The sequence below is a fragment of the Pseudomonas fluorescens genome (assembly GCF_902497855.1).
GTDB classification, from domain to species: Bacteria; Pseudomonadota; Gammaproteobacteria; order Pseudomonadales; family Pseudomonadaceae; genus Aquipseudomonas; species Aquipseudomonas fluorescens_BI.
Genome location: NZ_CABVHU010000001.1, coordinates 208,468 through 230,563 on the forward strand (window position 1 = coordinate 208,468; position 22,096 = coordinate 230,563).

General features: G+C 59.5%; 17 protein-coding genes. 9 read left to right on the plus strand and 8 right to left on the minus strand.

Going from position 1 to position 22,096, the window contains the following annotated elements; genetic code table 11:
- The first annotated feature begins 63 nt into the window (after positions 1-63).
- The 4 genes from F8N96_RS00985 (at position 64) to F8N96_RS01000 (ending at position 6,891) form a co-directional block, all read left to right on the plus strand.
- The gene (locus F8N96_RS00985; protein WP_150796178.1) at positions 64-2,778 is read left to right on the plus strand and encodes a type VI secretion system Vgr family protein; all 2,715 of its coding nucleotides are present in this window, start codon (positions 64-66) and stop codon (positions 2,776-2,778) included.
- Positions 2,775-4,682 (plus strand): phospholipase, encoded by a 1,908-nt coding sequence (locus F8N96_RS00990; RefSeq protein ID WP_150796179.1) that lies wholly within the window; start codon positions 2,775-2,777, stop codon positions 4,680-4,682. The genes F8N96_RS00985 and F8N96_RS00990 overlap by 4 nt, the downstream gene beginning before the upstream one ends.
- Positions 4,682-5,968, plus strand: coding sequence for a sel1 repeat family protein (locus tag F8N96_RS00995; protein ID WP_150796180.1), 1,287 nt, complete (start codon positions 4,682-4,684; stop codon positions 5,966-5,968). Before F8N96_RS00990 ends, F8N96_RS00995 begins: the two co-directional genes overlap by 1 nt.
- A gap of 227 nt (positions 5,969-6,195) precedes the next feature.
- Positions 6,196-6,891, plus strand: coding sequence for a phosphoribosyltransferase (locus tag F8N96_RS01000; protein ID WP_150796181.1), 696 nt, complete (start codon positions 6,196-6,198; stop codon positions 6,889-6,891).
- On the opposite strand, the gene F8N96_RS01005 is transcribed toward F8N96_RS01000, so the two are convergent.
- Complete coding sequence (locus F8N96_RS01005; RefSeq protein WP_191630684.1) at positions 6,882-7,439, minus strand: YdcF family protein; 558 nt, start codon at positions 7,437-7,439, stop codon at positions 6,882-6,884. The two genes, F8N96_RS01000 and F8N96_RS01005, sit on opposite strands and share 10 nt — an antisense overlap.
- 551 nt (positions 7,440-7,990) lie before the next feature.
- On the opposite strand from F8N96_RS01005, the gene F8N96_RS01010 reads away from it, so the two are divergent.
- Complete coding sequence (locus tag F8N96_RS01010; protein ID WP_150796183.1) at positions 7,991-9,394, plus strand: MFS transporter; 1,404 nt, start codon at positions 7,991-7,993, stop codon at positions 9,392-9,394.
- A gap of 216 nt (positions 9,395-9,610) precedes the next feature.
- On the plus strand, positions 9,611-10,639 hold the full coding sequence (locus F8N96_RS01015) for an AraC family transcriptional regulator (protein ID WP_150796184.1): 1,029 nt from the start codon (positions 9,611-9,613) through the stop codon (positions 10,637-10,639).
- 86 nt (positions 10,640-10,725) lie between these two features.
- Here the strand turns inward: F8N96_RS01015 and F8N96_RS01020 are convergent, their stop codons facing one another.
- The 3 genes from F8N96_RS01020 to F8N96_RS01030 all read right to left on the minus strand — a co-directional run bounded on the left by F8N96_RS01020 (position 10,726) and on the right by F8N96_RS01030 (position 14,502).
- On the minus strand, positions 10,726-11,649 hold the full coding sequence (locus F8N96_RS01020) for a transporter (RefSeq protein ID WP_150796185.1): 924 nt from the start codon (positions 11,647-11,649) through the stop codon (positions 10,726-10,728).
- 106 nt (positions 11,650-11,755) lie between these two features.
- Positions 11,756-12,940, minus strand: a complete 1,185-nt coding sequence (locus F8N96_RS01025) for a serine hydrolase domain-containing protein (RefSeq protein ID WP_150796186.1) — start codon at positions 12,938-12,940, stop codon at positions 11,756-11,758.
- Between the two features lie 215 nt (positions 12,941-13,155).
- Entirely contained in the window at positions 13,156-14,502 is a 1,347-nt protein-coding gene (locus tag F8N96_RS01030) for a 2-hydroxycarboxylate transporter family protein (protein WP_150796187.1), read from the minus strand.
- Positions 14,503-14,635: 133 nt separating this feature from the next.
- On the opposite strand from F8N96_RS01030, the gene F8N96_RS01035 reads away from it, so the two are divergent.
- Positions 14,636-15,553 (plus strand): LysR substrate-binding domain-containing protein, encoded by a 918-nt coding sequence (locus tag F8N96_RS01035; protein ID WP_150796188.1) that lies wholly within the window; start codon positions 14,636-14,638, stop codon positions 15,551-15,553.
- A 153-nt stretch (positions 15,554-15,706) separates the two neighbouring features.
- On the opposite strand, the gene leuD is transcribed toward F8N96_RS01035, so the two are convergent.
- The 3 genes from leuD to F8N96_RS01055 all read right to left on the minus strand — a co-directional run bounded on the left by leuD (position 15,707) and on the right by F8N96_RS01055 (position 18,697).
- Positions 15,707-16,315, minus strand: coding sequence for a 3-isopropylmalate dehydratase small subunit (leuD, locus tag F8N96_RS01045; RefSeq protein ID WP_150796189.1), 609 nt, complete (start codon positions 16,313-16,315; stop codon positions 15,707-15,709).
- A gap of 3 nt (positions 16,316-16,318) precedes the next feature.
- A complete protein-coding gene (gene leuC / locus F8N96_RS01050; RefSeq protein ID WP_150796190.1) occupies positions 16,319-17,740 on the minus strand; it encodes a 3-isopropylmalate dehydratase large subunit in 1,422 nt (473 codons plus the stop codon).
- Between the two features lie 201 nt (positions 17,741-17,941).
- The gene (locus tag F8N96_RS01055; RefSeq protein WP_150796191.1) at positions 17,942-18,697 is read right to left on the minus strand and encodes an SDR family oxidoreductase; all 756 of its coding nucleotides are present in this window, start codon (positions 18,695-18,697) and stop codon (positions 17,942-17,944) included.
- 204 nt (positions 18,698-18,901) lie between these two features.
- Between F8N96_RS01055 and F8N96_RS01060 the strand changes: the two genes are divergently transcribed.
- Positions 18,902-19,471 (plus strand): YceI family protein, encoded by a 570-nt coding sequence (locus F8N96_RS01060; RefSeq protein WP_150796192.1) that lies wholly within the window; start codon positions 18,902-18,904, stop codon positions 19,469-19,471.
- A gap of 51 nt (positions 19,472-19,522) precedes the next feature.
- Here F8N96_RS01060 and F8N96_RS01065 read toward each other — a convergent pair whose 3' ends face one another.
- Positions 19,523-20,128, minus strand: a complete 606-nt coding sequence (locus F8N96_RS01065; RefSeq protein ID WP_150796193.1) for a M15 family metallopeptidase — start codon at positions 20,126-20,128, stop codon at positions 19,523-19,525.
- A gap of 309 nt (positions 20,129-20,437) precedes the next feature.
- Here F8N96_RS01065 and F8N96_RS01070 point away from each other — a divergent pair, with 309 nt between their 5' ends.
- Positions 20,438-22,039 carry an esterase/lipase family protein gene (locus tag F8N96_RS01070; RefSeq protein ID WP_224794066.1) on the plus strand — a complete coding sequence of 534 codons (1,602 nt, stop codon included), beginning with the start codon at positions 20,438-20,440 and terminating at the stop codon, positions 22,037-22,039.
- Positions 22,040-22,096 lie beyond the last annotated feature (57 nt).

Genomic DNA, 22,096 nt, shown 5'->3' on the forward strand with positions numbered 1-22,096 from the left:
CCCAGGACCAGGGTGGAAGCGAAACCCTTCCTGATCGTCAACATCAGACCAGGAAGGCCTGACATGCCCAACCCCATACGCACCTTCTTCGACCACAGCCGACACAAACTCAGCGTCCATAACTTCGACGCGACCCTCGACGTCCTGGCCTTCCACGGCGAAGAACAACTGAGCCAGCCGTTCCACTACGTCGTCGAATTCACCTGCACCGAGCAGGACATCGCCGCCGACCAGCTGCTCAACCGCGACGCCCGCTTCAGCCTGCACGCCCCGCCGCGCCAGCCCACCTTCCTGACCCGGGACCTCCCGATCAAACCGCTGCGCACCCTGCACGGCGTGGTCACCGGCTTCAAACGCCTGTCCGGCTCCGTCGACGAAGCCCGCTACGAAATCACCCTGCAACCGCGCCTGGCCTTGCTCGCCCGCGGCCAGCAATTCCGCCTCTACCAACACCAGTCCGTGCCGCAAATCGTCGAACACATCCTGCGCAGCCGCCACGATTTCAGGGGCGAGGATTTTTTCTTCAAGCTCACCCGCAAGTACCCGAAACGCCTGCAAGTCATGCAATACGGCGAAAGCGACCTGGCCTTTATCGCCCGGCTGCTGGCCGAAGTCGGCATCTGGTACCGCTTCACCGGCGACGAACGCCTGCACCTCGACGTCGTCGAATTCCACGACGACCAGCTGCATTACCAGTCCGGCATCGAGCTGCCGTACCACTCGCCGGCCGGCCTGAGCAGCAGCGAGCAGGACGGCGTCTGGGCCTTGCAAACCCAACACCAGGTGGTGGAGCGCCAGGTCAACATCCGCACCTACCAGCACCGTGACGCCTACGCCCACCTGGACGGCGAGATCGACCACACCCGCGGCGCGACCACCACCTACGGCGAGGCCTATCACTACGCCGAACCCTACACCGCCCTCGGCGACCGCTACCAATTCTACGAAGACCTGCCACCGGAAACCGGCTACTTCTACGCCCGCCTGCAACACGAACGCTACCTCAACGACCAGACCCGCCTCAGCGGCACCAGCAGCAGCGCCACCCTGGCCCCGGGCCAGGTGCTGAAAATCACCGGCGGCGCGCCCCAGGCCTTCGCCCGCGGCACGGTGATCACCCACCTCAGTACCCGCGCCGCCCGCGACGCCAGCTTCGAAGCCCGGTTCCAGGCCATCCCCTATTCGGAAAGCGTGTGCTTCCGCCCGCCACCGCTGGCCAAACCGCAGATCGCCGGCACCCTCCCGGCCCGGGTCAGCAACCCGCAAAAAAACGACCCCTACGCCGAAGTCGACGTCGAAGGGCGCTACTGCGTGCAGTTCCTGTTCGACCGCGACACCTGGAAACCCGGCGAGGAAAGCATGTGGCTGCGCCTGGCCCGGCCCTACGCCGGCGACACCCACGGCCTGCACCTGCCGCTGATCGCCGGCACCGAAGTGGCGGTGGCCTTCGAACAGGGCGACCCGGACCGCCCCTACATCGCCCACGCCCTGCACGACAGCGAACACCGCGATCACGTGACCCTGCGCGCGCGCAATTACAAACGCAACGTGCTGCGCACTCCGGCCAACAACAAGCTGCGGATGGAGGACACACGGGGCAAGGAGCACGTCAAGCTGAGTACCGAGCACAGTGGCAAGAGCCAGCTGAATCTGGGGCATCTGGTCGATGCCGAGCAGCAGAGGCGGGGTGAAGGGTTTGAATTGCGCACCGATGGTTGGGGGGCGATTCGGGCGGGGAAGGGGTTGTTCATCAGTGCCGATGAGCAGGCCAAGGCGCAGGGGCCGGTCCTGGAAATGAGCGCGGCCATCGGTCGCCTGCAGCAGGCGGGTGAGCAACTGCAACAACTCTCCGTCGATGCCCAGGCCAGTCAGGTCGATCCCGCCGACGTAACCGCGCAGATGAACCTGCTCCGGCAAGACCTGGATCAGCTCAAGTCCTCCGTGCTGCTGCTCAGTGCGCCCCAGGGCATCGCCCTCACCAGCGGCAAGCACCTGCAGTTGGCGGCGCAAAACAACCTGATGCTCAACGCCGGGGGCGAAGCCGACCTCAGCGTGGTCAAGCGCTTGTTCATCGGGGTGGGGCAGGGGTTGAGTGTGTTTGTGCGCAAGCTGGGCATCAAGCTGATCGCCAACCACGGCCCGGTAAGCATGCAAGCGCAAAACGACAAATTGGAGCTGATGGCCCGTCACGGCCTGACAATCACGAGTACCGAAGACGAAATCCACATCACCGCCAAGAAGAAAATCACCCTCAACGCCGGCGGCAGCTACATCACCCTCGACCCCTACAGCATCGAATGCGGCACGGCGGGTGATTTCAATATCAAGTCGGCGGATTTCAACTACAGCGGCCCCGCCAGCATGAAGGCCACGCATCCAGAGTATCCGCAAAGTCTGGCCAAACAAATCTTGCGCCTCAGCGTACCCCAAGCCCCCAACGCTCCCGACCAAGGCTGGGCGGGAATGCCCTACACGCTGTACGCCGATGGCGCCGTGCTCCAGCGAGGCGTGCTGGACAAGACCGGTCAGCTGTCGATCGACCATCAAGTCGTGACCCGCGGTTACCGCCTGGACCTGGCCAACGGCCTGCGTTACCAGATTCCAGTGCCCAGCGACTACCGCAACGCAGAGCAAGCGCACCTGGCCAACAAAGGCCTGCAAAATCACCCCTCGCAAACCGACCCCGAGGTGAGCCAGCCGACTTCACACACCGACCACCGTGCGCTGTATGCAGCGGTTATTGAAGGAACCAGCGACCAGGAAGGGAGCACACAATGAATCACCCCGACATCGTATCGCCAGCCGCGCTGCAGCATACCAATGAGGTGACCTGCATCTCGCCCTGGTACGTGCAGAACACCGAATACCATCCAGTGAAGGCCACCTATCGTCCCTTGATCAATGGCGAAGAAACCTTCAAGGCCGTGCACCTGGCTATCGCGGCGGCCACGAAATCCATCGACATCATCTGTTGGGGATTTCAGCCGTCGATGTACTTTATCCGCGACGATCCCAAGGCGCCGAACATCGGCACGCTGCTCATGGACAAAGCCAAGGCAGGTGTCGAGGTTCGTATATTGGGCTGGGAGATGCCGTTCAATACCGCCGGTGTGGGCGACGAGGCCAATTTGCCCGGTAAAGGACCATTGCGCATCATGGACCGGGAAATGCAACCCTCCACGGATGACCAGTACGCCAAGGACCGAGAATGGTTCGCCCGATGCGCGTTCACCGGCCACCTGGCCCCTGCCATCCGCGTAGCTCGCAACGTACCCGTATTCGTCAGTCGCGGCTTCAACCTGTTTGAAAGGGCTGAAGTGGCCCATCAAGCGAAATACAAAAGTCTCGACCCGCAGCTCAGCCTACTTACGCTTGCCGTGCTGACAGCGGCGGCGACCCACCATCAAAAGACTGTTTTGGTGGATTACGAACTGACGGATCGCGCCGTCGGTTTCGTCATGGGCCATAACATGCTCGACGCATACTGGGACACCGACGCGCACACGGCACTGAAGCGCGACAAGGGTGACAAACTTGAACCCAACGCCGGCCCGCGTGGCGATACACCCCGCCAGGACATCTCCAGCCAGGTCAGCGGGCCGATTCTGGAACACTTGCACCACAACTTCGCCACCGCCTGGCGCAAGGAAACCGGCGAGGACTTGCTCGCCTCCCGCCAGGCCATGCAGGTGGGACCCAAACTCCAATGCACCGCCGGTGAAATCCGCCAGTTGGCGCAACTCGTGCGTACCCAGCCCCAGGAAGGCAAACGCGATATCGAACGGCTCTATCTGCAAGCCGTCAACAACGCGACCCAGTTCATCTACATCGAGAATCAGTACTTTCGCTGGCCACCCCTGGCCGAGCTGATCAAATCCGTCGCCGCCCGCCATACCCAGGCCGGGAAGGATCCCGGCGAACACGGCCATTTGCATCTGTTCGTGATCACCAATGCTGACGAGTCCGGCATCGGTCCGGGTGCCTTGAACACGCAACGCATGCTCGAAAGCCTCGGCCGCGGCGACACCATTCCGATACTAACGAAGCTGCAACGTACTGAGAAAGCAAAAGCCCAATCAGCGGAACTGGCGCCCACCCTGGGTGAACTCGTCGAAAAACAGGCCCTGCTCACGCTGACCAGTCTCACTGATGCGTTGGGAGGAACCGATATCAGCGACAAAGCCAGGGAAGCTCAAAGGGACACCGCCAGGTCCAATGAGTGGCGGCAGTTCGATCTCGAGAAGCAGATCAAGAAGATCAAGAGCGAACCCGTTAAAGCGGACCTGAATATTCCTGGCCTGAAGGTTCATGTGTGCTCGCTTGTCGCCCCCGACTCGCCCGCAGGTAAAAAATGGATGCCGGTGTACATCCACTCCAAGTTGATGATCGTGAATGACGTGTTCACCACTCATGGCTCAGCCAACATCAACACCCGCAGCATGCAGGTCGATAGCGAGCTGAATATTGCTCATGAGTGGGCGAGTGTGACGCGGGCGTTGCGCAGGCGGTTGTGGGATCTGCATACGAAGGGGGAGGGGGCGCAGGATGATCCAGACCAGGCGTTCAAGGCTTGGCAAGAGATCATCGATGACAACAAAGACCTCCAGGAAGACGAGAAGACGCCCAGCGCCCCGCTCGTCGAATTCTACTACGGCGACGATAAGCCGAAGGACCTCGACTAATGCGCCGGATCCTCCTGCTGTCAGGCCTGTTACTAGCCGCTTGCGATCTCGACGGCGACTTTAATAACACTAAGAAGGACAAATCCTTGAATCCGCTCACTGAGATTAAAGCCAACTTGGCATTCAGCTGCATGCACGAGACGATTCCAGAGTCGCCAACCGATGCCAATACGCTATTTCAATATGCTCGCTGGCTGCAAAAAAACAATCAGCTCAAACAAGACAAAACCGTCGATGCCGAGATCGAGCGGCTGTACCGCATTGCTAGCGAGAGCGGAAACTACAAGGCCAACATCAACTTGCAAAACGGGGCCATGCGTGGACACTTCAACGTCCGTGGCGAGGAGCATTTGCGCATGAGTCAACAACTGATCGACGCAGGTGTTGCCACGGGTTATTTCTTCGCGGGTACCTTTCTGAAAAACGGATCTGCCGGACTGAAGCAAGACACAGAAATGGCACTCCGTTACTACCGCAAGGCTGCAGATCAAGGCAGCGCCGCAGCGCAATACTATGTGGCTGACAGTTTAGCGCCCAAAAATATTGCTCCGGTCGTTGCCAGGCAGATGCGCCGTTGCGCCGCTGAGCAGGGCCATGGTAGGGCAGCTGTGATGGTGGGGATTCATTTTAAAAACGAGGGGAAGTATCAGGAGGCACTTGAAATGTTTCAGATGGCAGTCGCCGCTGGATACAGTTCCTCGGCTTCCCGGTTGTCAAAAGCCTTTCGTAACCCACCGCCTTCCAATGAACTGCATCACCTAGGCCTGCAGGAGGATCTGGAACGTGCTGACCGTTATGAGAAAATTGGCAACGTATTAAGTAATTACTCCTATGCCAACCCCACGACCCCCGAAATCAACGAAATCCTCCCATTACCTCCAGCCAAACTACCCGCCTGGGACGGCAAACTCCAATGGCTCGAAGCACGCCTGGCCAACATCCCACCGCAAAAGCCCACCGAAGCACTGATCCATCAACTGGCCAAGGCCAAGAGCCTCGACCCCGCCACCGGTAGACCATTGCCAGATTCACCCGCCTTCATCCAGGCCACATACCCCTGGCCAACCTGCCAGAGCGGCCAAGCTTGCCCGCAGACCGGCTACTGGAAAGCCGAACCGTTCTACCAGAGTCGCGCCCGCTTCGAGGGAATCTCTATCCGGCGCTTCAAACAGGGCGAGATGATGCCAACCCAGGAGGTCACGAGGTACCAAACCCGTTTCTTGCTCGCCGATCGAATCACGGTTCAAGTGGAAAACGTCAGTTGGAGACTGTTCGGTGAAGCCTAAGTGATGCCTGATAGGGATTTTAAGCGCGGCACTTGGCGGTTGTGATGGCCCAACCCTTCCTCCATCGGTGGCCCTGAACAGGGACCACCCCAGCAAGGATATTTGTCGCGAATACACTGATGAAGATCTCAAGCCTGAACTTGATACCAACCACCGTCAGACCGACAATCCATCAGACGACCCCATGATGTGAATCGCCAGGCGTGATCGCCTGAGGAGGCGTTCAAATGAGTCCCTCATCGCCACTCATCTTGCAAGACCGTGCCGCAGCGGGTCGACGTCTGGTGGAACCGCTGCTCAAATACGCGCACAGACCCGATGTCATCGTCCTCGCCTTGCCCCGTGGCGGGGTGCCGGTGGCTTATGAAGTGGCCACTGCCCTGGAGGTTCGCCTGGACCTGATGCTGGTGCGCAAGCTGGGGGCTCCCTCCAACCAGGAGTTCGCCATGGGCGCCATTGCCAGCGGTGGTATCCAGATCCTCAATGACTATGCGCTGCGGGCTCACCCGATTGATCAGGCCACGTTCGATGGCGTGGTCGCACGGGAAACCCGGGAGTTGTTGCGGCGTGAGCAGGCGTATCGGGGAACGCGCGCGCTGGTGCAACTCAAGGATCAGGTGGTGATCCTGATCGACGACGGTCTGGCGACAGGCGCCTCGATGATGGCGGCGATCCAGGCGGTGCGTTTGCAGGCGCCGTCGCGCCTCGTCGTCGCCGTGCCGGTGGGACCGATCGAGACGGTGGAGGCGTTGCGCCGTGAGGTGGATGAGCTGATCTGTCCCGTCGTACCGGATTGGTTCATGTCGATCGGGCATTGGTACATGGATTTTTCCCAGACCTCGGATGCAGAGGTCATCACGCTGTTGCAGCGGGCCTGGCAGAAAGAGGCCGATCTCGCTCGACAGCCTCCCGGTCATGAGTGATCAGGGGCAGGGCGCTGACTGGTTCCAGGGTTCGGATGGGGGTACAGGACGTCACCGATCATGACGCCTCCTTGCGTCACGAGGCGCTCCATCGCAACCACCTCATGTTTGCCGACCGCGTCGTCCGGATTCGCCGAGTTATCTGCGCCAAAAAAATCGACACGGGTTGTTGGAGCAAGACATTCAAATACGTAGCGGCAACGCGCCAGGTGAGAATTCGAGGTGACGACCCCATAGTCCGGACAACCGTTTTTCTGCGCAAAGGCGATGATCATCCAAACGTCTTCGACCGTATTTGAGCTCAGCAGATCAGCAGGTGTCGCTCTGTCAATCGTTGCTCCTCGATTGAGCAAGCACTGGTGCACCAGCTCGCGGTGTGGCGTGTTGGACGTGTTGAAATGTTCGCCAAACCCGCCCGTAGCCAGGAGAACGATATGGGGGTGCGTTTGCTGCACTTCGAGCGCTTTCTCAATTCTTCCAATTGCAATGGGTGAAAGCGTGCCATCGGCGCTGTTGGGGGATGCAAGAATGAATACGGGTTTTTTCATTTCAGACCATGAACAACAGTGAGGGTGAATTTGGGCGGACCGATCGCAGTTTTCAGGACCTTTAGCCAGCCCATCCGAGAGTCGGAAGTATTCGTCCGGCCCTTCAAGCGGCAGCGCCCCGTCCAGGAAAAACGTATTTCCTTTTGGAAATCGTCGTCGTACAACACGTCTTGGCATCCTCCTGGGCATCAACACCTGAGAATCAAAGGATTGGCACCCACACTGCCCGCATTCTCTGAATGAAGCTGGATATTCAGCAGAGCCTTTGAGACGAGCGGCCATTCTTTCAGATTGACAGCGGGGTGGTGAACTCGATATAAAAAGCGCAGTTGTACGACGACAGACGAATCACCGCCTGTTCTCTCTAAAAATAAAAAGTGTCGACCCTCATGAATTCAGCCCGCTTGCCCACCTCCCTGATTGTCCCATCCAATGGTTCGAGTCCTGGCTCCATACAGCTGGCCTGTTGCATCGTTCTGGCTGCTCCACGACCCGATTGATCTCGCTTGAAACGAGAAATCATCAGCATAATCCAACAATAAAGTGATGCTATGAATCTGAACGAGCCCCTCATCCCGCAACGAGTCGGCCAAACCGTCGGCAAATATCGCTGGACCATTTGCGCGCTGTTATTTTTCGCCACCACCGTCAATTACCTGGATCGCCAGGTATTGAGTCTGTTGGCGCCGGACTTGTCGACGCAATTTGGCTGGAGCAATACCGATTACGCCAACATCGCCTCCGTCTTTCAGTTTGTGTACGCGATTTCCATGCTGTTCGCCGGCCGCGTGGTCGACAAGATCGGCACCAAGACCGCCTACATAATAGCGATCGGCATCTGGTCGACCGGCGCGATCATGCACGCCTTTGCGGTACCGATGGGTGAGGGGATCGGTGCCCTGAGCAGCGCGTTGGGCCTTGCCGTCATCCCGGTCTCGATTGCCGGCTTCATGCTGTCGCGCGCCGTGCTGGCGATCGGCGAAGCGGGCAACTTCCCGATCGCGATCAAGGCCACCGCCGAATACTTCCCGAAGAAAGAACGCTCCTTCGCTACCGGTATCTTCAATTCCGGGGCCAATGTGGGCGCGATCCTGGCGCCGATCTGCGTGCCGCTGATTGCCGCCCTGTGGGGTTGGGAAGCGGCGTTCATCGTGATCGGTGCGTTGGGCTTCGTCTGGGTGGCGGTATGGATTGCGCTGTACGAGAAACCGGATCAGCAAAAACGCCTGTCGGCGCAGGAACTGGCCTATATCCGCAGCGACCAGGGCGCGCAGGCCGTCGAGAGTACGGACTCGGGTGCCACCGCGAAAAAAGTATCCTGGTTCAAGCTGCTGACCTACCGCCAGACCTGGGCCTTTGCCTTCGGCAAGTTCATGACCGATGGCGTGTGGTGGTTCTTCCTGTTCTGGCTGCCGACCTACCTGTCGGCGCAATACGGCATGAAGGGCCAGGCCATCGTGCTGCCGCTGGCGGTGTTGTACACCATGACCATGGTGGGCAGCATCGGTGGCGGCTGGTTCCCCAGCTATTTCATGGCACGGGGCGACGCGCCCTATGACGGTCGCATGAAAGCCATGCTGGTGATCGCACTCTTCCCGCTGCTGGTGTTGCTGGCGCAGCCATTGGGTTACATCAGTTTCTGGGTGCCGGTGCTGCTGATCGGCGTGGGCGCCTCGGCGCACCAGGCGTGGTCGTGCAATATCTTCACCACCGTGTCCGATATGTTCCCGCAAAAATCCATCGCGTCCGTGGTCGGCATTGGTGGTATGGCGGGCGGCCTGGGCGGCGTCGCGATGACCAAGTTAGGCGGTTGGGTGTTCGACTATTACAAAACGATCAACGATATCCATACCGGCTACATGATCATGTTTGCCATCTGTGCGCTGGCCTACCTGGTGGCGTGGAGCGTGATGAAGGTGCTGGTGCCGCGCCACAAGGAAATCACCGATCTGTAGAAGAGCGGTTGGCTTGGCACTGATGGGGCGCAGTGAAAACGACGCCCCATTTTACTGCCTGTCGACTTTCCACGGGCAAGGCGGGATCGCTCGATGGGGCTCGCCACCGAGCCTGGATGAATAACCAAAAAAGCCTTTACGAGCCAGCACAGGCACCGGATGATCTTGCACCAACGGCCGCATCAGCCCGACAAAAAAACAAGATCAGGTGCCTCCATGCTTCTCGAGCAGGCGTTGTTAACCGATGTCAGCGGCAAGCCGATTCAGCAGCATCACAAGAATTTTTCTACCGAATGGGATGAAATCAGCGACTGGTCGGATCGCGTCTACATGCCCTATCGGGTGTGTCCCGTAGGGCAGGCCATCAAGCCGTGCGCCAGCATGCACTCATCGAGCATCGGCGAGCTGACGCTGACGCGTTTTGCCTATGGCGTGGCGGTGAGCATCGACGATTTTTCCCCCGATGCCGGGAACGCGCTGCTGCTCACGACCGTTCGCGGCAATGCCCGGCACTGGGCGCAGCGTTCGGTTACTGAAGATACCGCGGTGGGCGAGTCCTTCATTGCCGATTGCAGCCGGGTCGATTACCGGATCGACCTGGACCCGGATCACCTGCAGCTGAATCTGACCATTCCCCATGCAGTGCTGGAGCGGATGGCGCAGCAGTGGTTCGGGTTCGTCCCCGATGACCGGTTCTGGCGACACAAGTGCGTCCTCGGCGGGGTCGGTTCGAGCTGGTTGAGTCTGCTCGAGTACACCGTTCGCTGTGTGGCCGAGGCCCCCGGGCACATGGCCGAAGGGCGCATGGGCGCGCACCTGGAGCACAATCTTTGCGTGCACTTGCTGCAGGAATGGGCTAGCCGCGCCGGGCGGGCGGGGCTAGATCTGAGCAGTCCGATGAACCGGATCGCTCCGCGTTTTGTGAGGGCTGCCGAAGAGTTCATGAGTGCCAATGCCGCGAACCTGCCCACGCTGGCAGAGGTGGCCGGCGCGGTCGGGACCAGTGTGCGGTCATTGAGTGGTGCCTTTTCGCGTTTTCGCGGCATGACCCCCGGTGCATTCTTGCGCGAGCAGCGGTTGCAGGGGGCGCACCGGGATTTGTTGGCGACTGATCCGCAATCGGGTACGACGGTGGCGGTCATCGCCTCTCGATGGGGGTATCTGAACCTGGGGGAATTTGCCGGGATCTATCGCAGGCGGTTCGGTGAACTGCCTTCGCACACCTTGCATCGCCGTCTGCGCTAGCGTGTGACGCAAAAAAAAAGGGCACCGCAAGTGGCGTCCATCCCACCCTCTCGGTGCCCCAAAAAAAGTCGGTTATTGGTCTCGGGTCAGAACAACCACAGCAACCGCAGGTTGACCCGCTGCTGTTCCTTGAAGCCGTTGTCGACCGATACGTCCTGGCCGTAATTGAGCAGGGCCTGGAAGGTGGGGGTTACCCAGTAGGACGAGCCGACACGGTACTTGGCAGTGTCGGGTTCATCGTTCTGGTCCTGCCCGTCGATGCGGGTCTCTCCACCCCAGAGTCGTGAGGCTCCCACGTGCACCGACAGCTTTGGCGTCACCGCGTATCTGAGGTAGGTCTGCGCTTGCCATAGTGGCTTCTGGCGCAACGTCAGGCCCTGGCTGGTGAGGTCGTCATTCTTGTCGAACAGCGTCACGTCCGCGGTGAGGTCCAGGGACAACCTTTCAGTGAGGGCGGTGACATAGCCCGTTTGCAACGTCAGCTTCCAGCGGTTTTCCCCCAGGTTCAGCGCATCGTTGCGGTCATAGTGGCCGGTCGGCACGTACAGGTAGGGAGCAATGCCCCAGTAACGGTTTTTCGCCGGGTCATTCACCAGCCACAGGGTGCTCGCCAGGACCAGATCGCCGACGCCATTGGCTTGTCCCAGGGTGTCGTTGTCGCGTTTGCCTTCCATGCGGCCGAAGGGCAACAGGAACTGGGTGTTGATCGTATAGTCACCCAAGGTCTGGTAATGCGCGACGCGCAAGATGCCGATCTCGGAGTCGAGCCCGGCCTTGATCGGCACCTTGTGCCCGTCACTGTACAGCGAGCGCCGCTGCGTATCCTGCAGGTACAGCAGGCCGATAGTGCTCCCGGCTGGCAGCGCCGCGGTGTATTCGCCGGCGTCCACATCGATGGCGTGGGCGTTGCCCGCCAGAGTGGCCAGCACCAGGCCGGCGCCGAGGGTTGAAGTGCCAGGCGCGCGTGCCAAGAGCCGAACGCGCGCAGGGGTACCTGTGGAGATCTCCATGAGTCACCTGTTTTGTTTTTGTTGTTTTTGCGGAGGGAGAGTGTTCGTGCGCCATCGCCTGGAGCCCCAGGGTTCACATGGGAACTGAACGGCGTCAGCGAATGGCTCAGCGGGTCAGATAGCGGTAGGCCGCCGTTTCGAAACCCAGATAGCCAGAGACCGAGATGGGGTCGGCGAACGGCAGTATCTGGGTGGCCCAAAAACCACCGATGCCGTTCTTGCGATCGATCCAATAGAACAGATTGGCCAGGCCAGCCCAGGCCAGAGAGCCCGCCGGGCGACCGGTGTGCGCATCCTCGTCATTGATCATGAAACTCAGCCCCCAGGACTTGGGCATGCCCGGGAAGAATTCCGCGGTGTTGGTGAGGCTCGGGATAACGCCGGGCAGGGCTTTGATCTTCAGGTTGTCGAGGCCGTTTTTTTCCGCCAGGCGAATCGTCTCCGGCCGCAGGATCCGCCCATGATCGCCTTGTCCATCGTTCAGCCAGGCACGGATAAACCGACAATAATCCTGCACGGTTGAATACAGGCCATGGCCTCCCATATGCACTTCGGGATCCTGCGGCAGGATGAAATCCTCGAGTACGCTCAGCGATCCATCCACTTCACGCTGGTGCAGGCAAGCTCGCCGCTGGAGCATCGACGGGGTCATGGTAAAGGCGGTATCGGTCATGCCCAGCGGCTCGAAGATACGCTGCTGCATGACTTCGCCCAGGCGCTGTCCGGTAATGGCCTCCACCACCAGGCCGGCCCAATCCAGGTTGGAGCCGTATTCCCACTGTTCTCCGGGCTCGAACAGCAAGGGTGTTTGCAGCGCCGCCAAAGACCCGCTGATGATGCCGGGCAGTCCCTGTTCCCGGGCAAGTCGGTTGTAGTGTTCGTTGAAGAACTCATAACCAAAGCCTGCGGTATGAAGCAGCAGCATGCGGGTGGTGATGGGGTTTTTCGGCGGGCGCAGGCGCGGGCTGCCGTCGCTGTCGAAGCCCTCGAGTACCTGCTGTTCGCCGATCATCGGCAGGTAGTCCCTGGCGGGTGCATCGAGATCCAGTCGACCTTCCTCGACCAACTGCAGCACCGCCGTGGCGGTGATCGCTTTCGTCGCGGAAAACAGGGCGAAGACGCTGTCGGTGGTCATTTCCCCGGCTTGACCGAGTGTGCGTTGGCCCGAAGCGCCTTCATAGACCAGGCCGTCACGCCCGGTGATGGCGGCGACCACGCCAGGCACGCGCAGCGGTCCGCCGGTGACGGTATCGAACAAGTGGTTGAGTGATGAAGTAAGACCTGTATTCATTGTTCTTATTCTCCCTACACCCCTCCATGGACCGGCTGGCGCTCATGGCGAGGTGTGCAGTGGTAGGACTGTCTGGCCCGACGTGAAGCGCTGAACGTCGGGGCCAGTGGAGAGTAAGAACATGCAATCAGGGCGTCTGTCGGTTGCCGGCAGAGGGTGTCGGAATCAGGCAGTTAATGTATATGCCGGGCAGGTGAGGCGACGCAAAAAACGGTTCAGGCAAAGATCCCCAGCAATATCGTCGCCAGAATTACCGTCGAAGCACCACCGATGCGCGTGGAGATCTGCGCGAACGGCATCAGCGACATGCGGTTGGACGCCGACAGGATCGCCACGTCCCCGGTGCCGCCCAGGCCGCTGTGGCAGCAGGTCACGATGGCCGATTCGATGGGGTACATTTTCATCAGGTTGCCGATGAAGAAGCCGGCAATCGTCAGCGATACCACGACGGACACGCAGACCAGCACATAGCCGAGCGAAAACACTTTCACCACGCTATCGAGCGGTACATAGAGCATGCCCAGGCCGATCATGACCGGCCAGATAAAGGCCGCGGAAACCAGCTTGTAGAAGGTGTTGGCGCCTTTCTCCAGTTTTTCCGGCAGGACGCGCATGTACTTGAACAGCACGGCGGCCAGAATCATCATCACCGGGCCTGGAATGCCCACCACTTTCTCCAGCAGACCGCCGAGGATGAAGAAGGCGCAGATGACCAGCACCCCGGCGCCCATGATCCGGAAGTCGACCACCGAGCCGGTGTCTTCCTTGACCTGGAATTTATCGTTCTCGGCCTTGACCCGGATCAGCGAACCTTCGCCATTGAGGTGCGGGCGCTTGAGCGCCAGGCGGGCCAGGTAACCGGCGCAGATGATCGCGGCGATGTTGCCGACCACGGCAGCCGGCGCCAATTGCGCGACATAGATATCCGGCGTCCCGCCGAGAATGGCCGAGTAGGCCAGCGACAGCGGCAGGATCCCTTCGCCAATGCCGCCGCCAATGATCGGCACAATGATGAAAAAGAAGGTGTGGTAGAAGCTGTAGCCCACCAGTTTTCCCACGATCAGCCCGCTGCCCACGGCGGCCAGGGTGCCGACGAGCAAGGGGATGAACATCCGGATCATGCCCTGGACCAGAATGAAGCGGCTCATCCCGAGAATGCTGCCCACCACCAGGCTCGCAATCACAAAGTATAAAAAGTTCGCCTCCTTCATCAGCATCTTGGTCGCGTCGATCGTGGCGGGGCCGAAGAAGCCAAGGAACACCAGCACCGAAGGCAGCATCAGGCACAGGATGGCGCCACCGCCGATTTCCTTGAGGATGGGCAGACGTTGACCCATCTGGCCGAAAAACACACCCATGGTCATGATCACGGCGAGGCCGCCGATCATGTTTTTCGGCAGGAAACCGAGGTGGGCCGAGAGGAAAACAATCAGGGCGATGCCGAGAAAAACCGGCAAGGGGATCACGCCGATTTCGTAGGCGCACAGGCTGCGCAAGCGCTGACGAAACCCGCCATCACGGGCTTCATCGAGGTTCAGGGGCTGCTCATAAGACTTGTTCATGGGGCTCATTCCTCATGGTTGTTTTTATCGAGGATTCAAGGAAACGTACGGCTGACGCGTCACGGATCACCCGTCGGTAGAACAGATGCTATCCTTCGCAAATCATGAGATAAACCGCAGAAGTATGAGGCGTATGAACACGAATCGTGATCAATTTCCCTTACCCGAAGACCTGAAGGTGTTCCTGACGGTGGTCCGGAAAAACGGCTTCGCCAGCGCTGCGGAAGAGCTGGGTTATTCGCCGGCCTACATCAGTAAACGCATCTCGGTGCTGGAAACCACACTCTCGACGCGCTTGCTGCACCGCACCACCCGGCGCATCGCGTTGACCGACGATGGTGAACGGGTACGGGTGTGGGCCGAGAAATTGCTGGGCGATCTTGACGATTTCCTTGGCGAAATCGCCGAGGCGCGGCACCAGCCGAGCGGCTCGCTGCACATCTGCAGCAGCTTCGGTTTCGGCCGTAACCATGTCGCGCCGGCCATCTGCAAGCTGTCGCAGACCTACCCGAAACTGGAAATGCGTCTGGACGTGTTTGATCGCGTGGTCGATATCGTCAGCGAAGGATTCGACCTGGAAATCCGCGTCGGCGATGATCTGCCGGGCCAGCACCTGGGCCGCAAGCTGGTGAGTAATCGGCGAGTGCTCTGTGCCACGCCCGACTACCTGGAACGGCGCGGCGTGCCGCAGTCGCTGGATGATTTGAAAGACCATGATTGCCTGGTGCTCAAGGAGCGCAATAACGCCTTCGGGGTCTGGGAGCTGACGAAAGACGGGCAGCAGGAATCGGTGCGAGTCAGCGGGCCCTTGTCCTCCAACAATGGCGAAATCGTGCTGGAGTGGGCGTTGAGCGGCGGCGGGGTGTTATTGCGCTCGATGTGGGACGTCAAACCGATGCTGGAGCAGGGGCGCCTGGTGCAAGTGCTGCACGAATACACCCAGAGCGCCAACGTCTGGGCGGTGTACCCGACCCGGCTCAGTCAGTCTGCCAAATTGCGGGTGTGTGTTGAGTTCCTGGAGGAGTACTTTCGGGAGCTGTCGGTTGAGTGAGGCCCTGGCGATGCAGAACTTGCCCCGGGATTGGTGTACGCACCGATGACCTGTAGGCGCCGGCTTGCCTGCGATGAACCGGAGAGCGCCGCGGAGTGTCAGGTTTCCAGCGCTATCGTTGACGACCATCGCGAGCAAGCTTGCTCCTGCAAGTCAGCGCAACCAGGGATTTTCAGTCAGGTGCCGGGATTCGAACTCGCGGATCTGCCCGGCACGCTGCAGCGTGGTGCCGATGGCGTCCAGGCCGAGCAGCAGCGATTGCTTGCGCAGTTCATCGATCTCGAACGGGATCACCGAGCCGTCGGCCAAGCGGATGTTTTGCTCGGGCAGATTCACGCTGATCGTTGCTGACTGAGTATCACTGATAACGCTTGCGATTTGGTGCAGTTGATCGTCGGACAGCTGAATCGCCAACACCCCGTTACGCTGGCAATTGTCATAGAAGATCCCGGCAAAGCGGGTACCGATCAGCGCCCTGATCCCCACTTGCTTCAAGCCCCAGACCGCATGCTCGCGACTCGAACCGCAGCCAAAGTTGGGCCCGACCACCAGGAACGCGGCGTCGCTCCAGGCCGCTTGATTGAGGATGAACTCAGGGTTGGGCGCGCCGGATTCAAGGAACCGCACAGCAAAGAACAGACCCCGGTCCAGCCCCTGGCGGTCGATCCCCTTGAGAAATTGTTTAGGCATGATGACGTCGGTGTCGATGTTGGACGCCAGAAGCGGCGCTGCACTGCCGGTGACCGTGGTGAAAGGTTGCATGCTTCAAGCCTCCAGGGCGAAAGATCGAACGTCAGTCAGGTGACCGGTAATCGCCGCCGCGGCGACCATTGCCGGGCTCATCAGGTGGGTGCGCGCACCGGCGCCCTGACGGCCTTCAAAGTTGCGATTGGTACTCGACGCACAGCGATCGCCCGGGGCGAGCACGTCGTCATTCATGGCCAGGCACATCGAGCAGCCCGATTGCCGCCACTCGAAACCGGCATCGAGGAAAATCTGCGCCAGCCCCTCGTCTTCGGCCTGGTCACGCACCAGGGTCGAGCCGGGCACGATCATCGCCCGCACATGGGCCGCCACGCGCTTGCCGCGAACCACCCGCGCCACGTCACGCAGGTCTTCGATCCGGGCATTGGTGCAAGAGCCGATGAATGCATGGCTGATCACCACGTCGCTGAGCGGCATGCCGGGCTCCAGGCCCATGTAGTGCAGGGCGCGCTGCATGCCCTGGCGCAGAATGAGGTCGGGTTCGTTGGCCGGATCCGGCACATGCCCGCCCACCGGCGCCGCCTGATCGGGGCTGGTGCCCCAGGTCACCATCGGTTCCAGGGCCGCGATATCGAGGGAGACTTCGCGATCGAAAAGGGCGCCTGCGTCACTGTGCAACCCGCGCCATTTGCCGACAGCCTGTTCCCACATTTCACCTTGGGGAGCGCGGGGTTTCGATTGCAGGTAGGCAAATACCTTCTCGTCCGGCGCCATGAACGCGCCCCGGGCGCCGGCCTCCACGGCCATGTTGCAGATGGTCATCCTGGCCTCGACGCTGAGGGCATCGATCGTCGGCCCGGCGAATTCAATCGCATAACCCGTGGCGCCCGACGCGCCGATCTTTTCGATCAGCGCCATGATGATGTCCTTGGAGGTCACGCCGTTGCCGAGCACGCCGTTCACCGTGACGCGCAGGGTTTTCAGGCGCTTGTAGACCAGGGTTTGCGACGCCAGCAAGTGTTCGATTTCAGAGGTGCCGATACCGAAACCGAACGCGCCCAACGCCCCGTAAGTCGTGGTGTGACTGTCGCCCGCGGCAACCACCATGCCCGGCAGGATAAAGCCTTGCTCCGGGGCCACGACGTGTTCGATGCCCTGGCGTTTGTCGAGCACATCGAACAGCTCGATGCCAAAGTCACGGCAGTTCTCTTCGAAGTACGAGACCTGCCGCGCACCCCCGGCGTCTGGCATCGTGGCGATGCGCGTCGGGGAGGTCGGGTTCACATGGTCGACCACCGCGAGCGTGGCAGCGGGGCGCCAGACCTTGCGTCCGGCTTCGCGCAGGCCGCTGAACGCTTGCGGGCTGGTGTATTCGTTGGCGACCTGGCGATCGATGTACAGCAGCACATGGCCCTGGTCGTCGAGGGAACAAACGGTGTGGCTATCGATGTGCTTCTGATAGAGCGTTCTGGGGCTGTTCATTGGATGGGCTCATTATTCGTGTGGTGCGGATCACGGGATGCGACTTGACGACAGCATATTCATCGCGGAATCTGCATCAAGAGCGGTTAAGTGAAGGCGTTGAGCACGAATTGTGAATAATGAGCGGCACGCAGGAGGGAGGAGGCGAGCGGAAACTGTGGCAAGGGAGCTTGCTCCCTCGCCACAGGGATATGCACCCAATCAGGCATGTGCGGTGTTCTTGAGCCAGCTTTCAAACCGCGTCGCCCCGAGGACCGGATCAGCTCCCGGTATCAGTGACTGGTCGTTGACCGGCGCACCGAAATACGGAACGGTATCGTCCGAAACCGCCTGGCGCGGATCCTTGATGTGTTGCAGGTACTCACTGACGAATTCCACCAGCGGTCGGCGCTCCGGACCGGCCACTTCCACGGTCTGGTTGCTCGGCATTTTCAAGGCGATATCGGTCAGTGCGGCCGCCACGTCGATCGAGGCAACCGGTTGCAGCGCGGCACAGGTCAGGTGGATGGTGTCGCCGTCCTCGCGACCCGAGAAGGCAATGGCGCTGATGAACTCGAAGAACTGCGTGGCCCGCAGGATGGTGTAGGGAATGCCCGAGGCCTTGATCAGTTTTTCCTGGGCCATCTTTGCCCGGAAGTAGCCGCTGTCGAGCATCCGTTCGGTGCCGACAACGCCCAGCGCAACATGGTGTTTGACACCGTTGACTTTCTCCGCCGCCAACAGATTGTTCCCGGCCGTTTCGAAAAAGTGCAAGGCCGCGTGGTCTTCGAAGGAGGGCGAATTGGCCACGTCGACCACCACGTCGGCATTGTTCAGCGCATCGAGCAGTCCTGCACCACTGATGACGTTGACGCCGGTACTGGGTGACGCCGCCAGGGGTTCGTGCCCCAGTGCCTGCAGGTTTTTGCACAGTTGGCTGCCGATCAGGCCGGTGCCGCCGATGACGACGATTTTCATGGTCGGTTGTCCGTTGCGGTGAGTGCAGCATTCATTAAACACCCGCTCAACGGGAACGTCGGGTGCACCCATGCGTGGACCGACAGGTGGTCGGAAGTCCGCGCGCCAAGTGGAATAAACCGCGTTTCTTTGCTTTAGTCCACCTGTGGCTGGCCGGTGCGCCCAGCACCCCGACGCAGCAGGAAGCCCTGACGGAAGAATCCCATGAGCCCTCGATTTTCACCTTCCGCCGCCTGGGTTGCCGCACTCGCATTCGCCGCCTTGCCCTGCGTCGAGGCGGCCGAATACACCCAGGTCAATACGACTGCCAGCACCATTTCCTTCACCTATAAACAGTTCACCTCACGGGCCTACGGCACCTTTGGCAAGTTCGAAGCCACCCTTGATTTCGACACCGGCAATCCCACCGCCGCGCGTGCTGTACTGCGCATCGACCTCGACAGCATCGACGCCGGCAGCAGCGATGCCAACGAAGAACTGCAGAAACCCGCATGGTTCGACACGGCGAGTTACCCAGTGGCGACATTTGAGTCGAGTGGCGTGAAAGCGCTGGGCAACGATCGCTACCTGATCACCGGCAATCTCACGCTCAGGGGGATGACGCGCGTGGTGGAGGTGCCGGTGCAACTCAAGGCCGACAACGCCATCGGCATCTTCGATGGCCAGCTGACGGTCAAGCGCAGCGACTTCAACATCGGCGAAGGCGAATGGGCCGATGGCGTGGTGTCCAACGATATCAACATCAGGTTTCGCATGGTTGCGCCACAGCAGTAACGTCAGCGCGTCCATGGCGCCCATGGCTTGGCGTTGTGGATTTCGATCGCCCTAGACAAAGACTTCCTGATGGTCTGATTTGCGTTTTCTGAGTGCGGCCAGCATATCCCTTTCGGTCATCCCGTTGGCCCAGGAAGGGCGCAGTTGATAGTGGGGCTCGTCCTTGAAGCTTTTCCAGTTTCCGCCCCACTCCAGACCCAGGTCCATCGCCAATACCCCGACGGCTTTGTACTTGGGCGAGTTGCCAAGGTACTTGCCACTTTCAAAGATACCGATATCGAACGCGATGCCGAAGTTATGGTTGGACTGGCCACCTTTGGCATTGGTGACCGGCGGACCATTGTCAGGGCGACCTTTGGCGTAAAGCGCGTCTTGCTCCTCGTAAGTTCTCAGGCCACTGATGATCTTGATATTGATGCCGTTAAGTTTGGCTTTCTGTATGAGTGCAATGGCATAGGGGCGCACTGGCGGCAGCAAGCTGTCGATGTTTTTTTTACTTTTGGGGTCCAGGTCAGAGGTGGAGTCATCTGCCAGCGTTACGGCTTGATCGGGAACCAGGCGTTGGGCAATGGCGATCCAGGTTTGTGGCCCGGGTTTACCGTCGACGTCTACGCCGACAGCGGCTTGAACGGCACAGATCAGCTGTTGGATATCCATTGCTCTGTTCCTGCACGCTTGATGTTAATTGAATGTTACAGGGGTTGTTAATCCGGGTTTACAGTTCCGCAATCGGTTTTTTTATGGGTGATTAGTTAAACGGTAGATGCTGTGGAGTGATTGATCAACTTGTCTGGATTGATATAAGTTGTATCAAATTTATTACACATCTGTAACGCCGGCTTATCAGTTTGCATTGAGATCAGCGTTTGTCATTGATGTTTGTTGCTGATAGCAAACGGCTCATCTAAGTTGTCATGGGAGCCGTTTGCAAGTGCATCACATTGATAGACGGCACATTCACTTTCTATGCCCGGCAGGCTGTCGGAAAGGAAGGTCGCGATGGCTAAACCCACTCGCAAGCCGCAACCCCTGATATTGATCCGCGGGTTCGGCGGGCTCAACGTCGAAGACGAGAAAAAGACCACCTATCAAGGTTTCAACGACGGCACGGTCTACCCCCAGAAGCGCGGCGAAAACTATATCTATGAAGGGTTCATCCTCAGGTTCCTGAAATCTTCCTGGCAATACCAGGATGCAACCAATGTCGTCGGCTATTACGGCGAAAATGTCGGTACGACCGCGCCGCCCATTCCTGCTGAACTGAAGGCACTGGATTCGGGCTTTTTCAGCCAAGGCAAGGTGATCATCGATCCGGCCATGGCGTTGCACCTGATACGCACGACGAATGACCCGAATCGGACATTGTGGGTATTTCGCTACTACGATCTCAACGATCGCAACATGGTCGCCTACGGCGCTGCACTGCTGCGCCTGATCGACTTTGTCCGGGCCCTGGCCAAGCTCAAGAACCCTGCGCAACCCGAGCCCATGGTCAATATCATCGCTCACTCCATGGGCGGCCTGTTGGTCCGGCAGACGATTCAACAGACGATTCCGAACGCCAAGCGAACCGCCGACGATCTGATCAACAAAGTAGTGACCCTTGGTACACCCCATCAAGGCATCGCCTTTCAAGTGTTGAAAAAATGGGTCGGGACCGAGGCGCAAAAAGAAATCGAGCATTTCAATCCCGAGACTCAAAAAAGTCCTAAAAACAAAACCTCATTTACTAAATTTGGCGATTGCTTCCCACTGGATCGCCTGCTGACGGTGGTGGGTACCAACTACAAAAGCTACGATGTCGGTTCTGCCTCCCTGGGCAATCGGCTGTTTTCGGTGGCCGACGAATTCGGCATGAATTACAACCGCAGCGATGGTCTGGTCAAACAGAGCTACGCACAGATTCCAGGGGCGCCACGAACGTTCGTGCATAAGTGCCACGGCGGTTTCGACTCGTTGGTGACGGCCCGGGAGTCGTTCGAAATCGCCACGCGATTCTTTTTTGGCAACGTCAAAGTGCGGTTGCGGCTGGTGGAAGGTGAAGTGCTGCGCGGCATGGATATGTTCGGTAAGAGCGAGTTCTTTTTCGGTGTCTCGATCAAACCGCGCGGGGTCGATTTCGAACTGTTCCATCAGGGTGCCGATTCGGAAAACTGCTATGGCCCTTTCACCAAGACCAGCCTGACCGACCCGACTGTGGAGTTCGGTTGGGCCGGCCCCGACCGGCTGATTTGGGAAGGGTATCTCAACACCACGCCCATTCTGGAAGATGCCAGCATCAGCAAAAAAGACATGGTCATGCGCCTGGACTTTTATGTCGGCGAGCGCGATCTGTTTGGGGTGGGTTTTTCCGATAATGTGATTTTCCGAAAGCAGTATTACGTTCGCGGATTGCTGTTGCCGCCTTACACCATGTTTATCCATGACGGCGAACAGTTTGCGGCGCCCGGTTATGTCGACGATCCCAAGACGCTGATGACAAAAGTGGCCAAGGGATGGGAATTCGACGTGACGGGGACGGGATTCAAGGGGCATTTCAGGATCGAGATTGACCAGATTCCCGAGTGAACTCCGATCGTCCGGCTCAACCCTTGCCGCCTGTATCGCGGCAAGGGCTTCCCTATC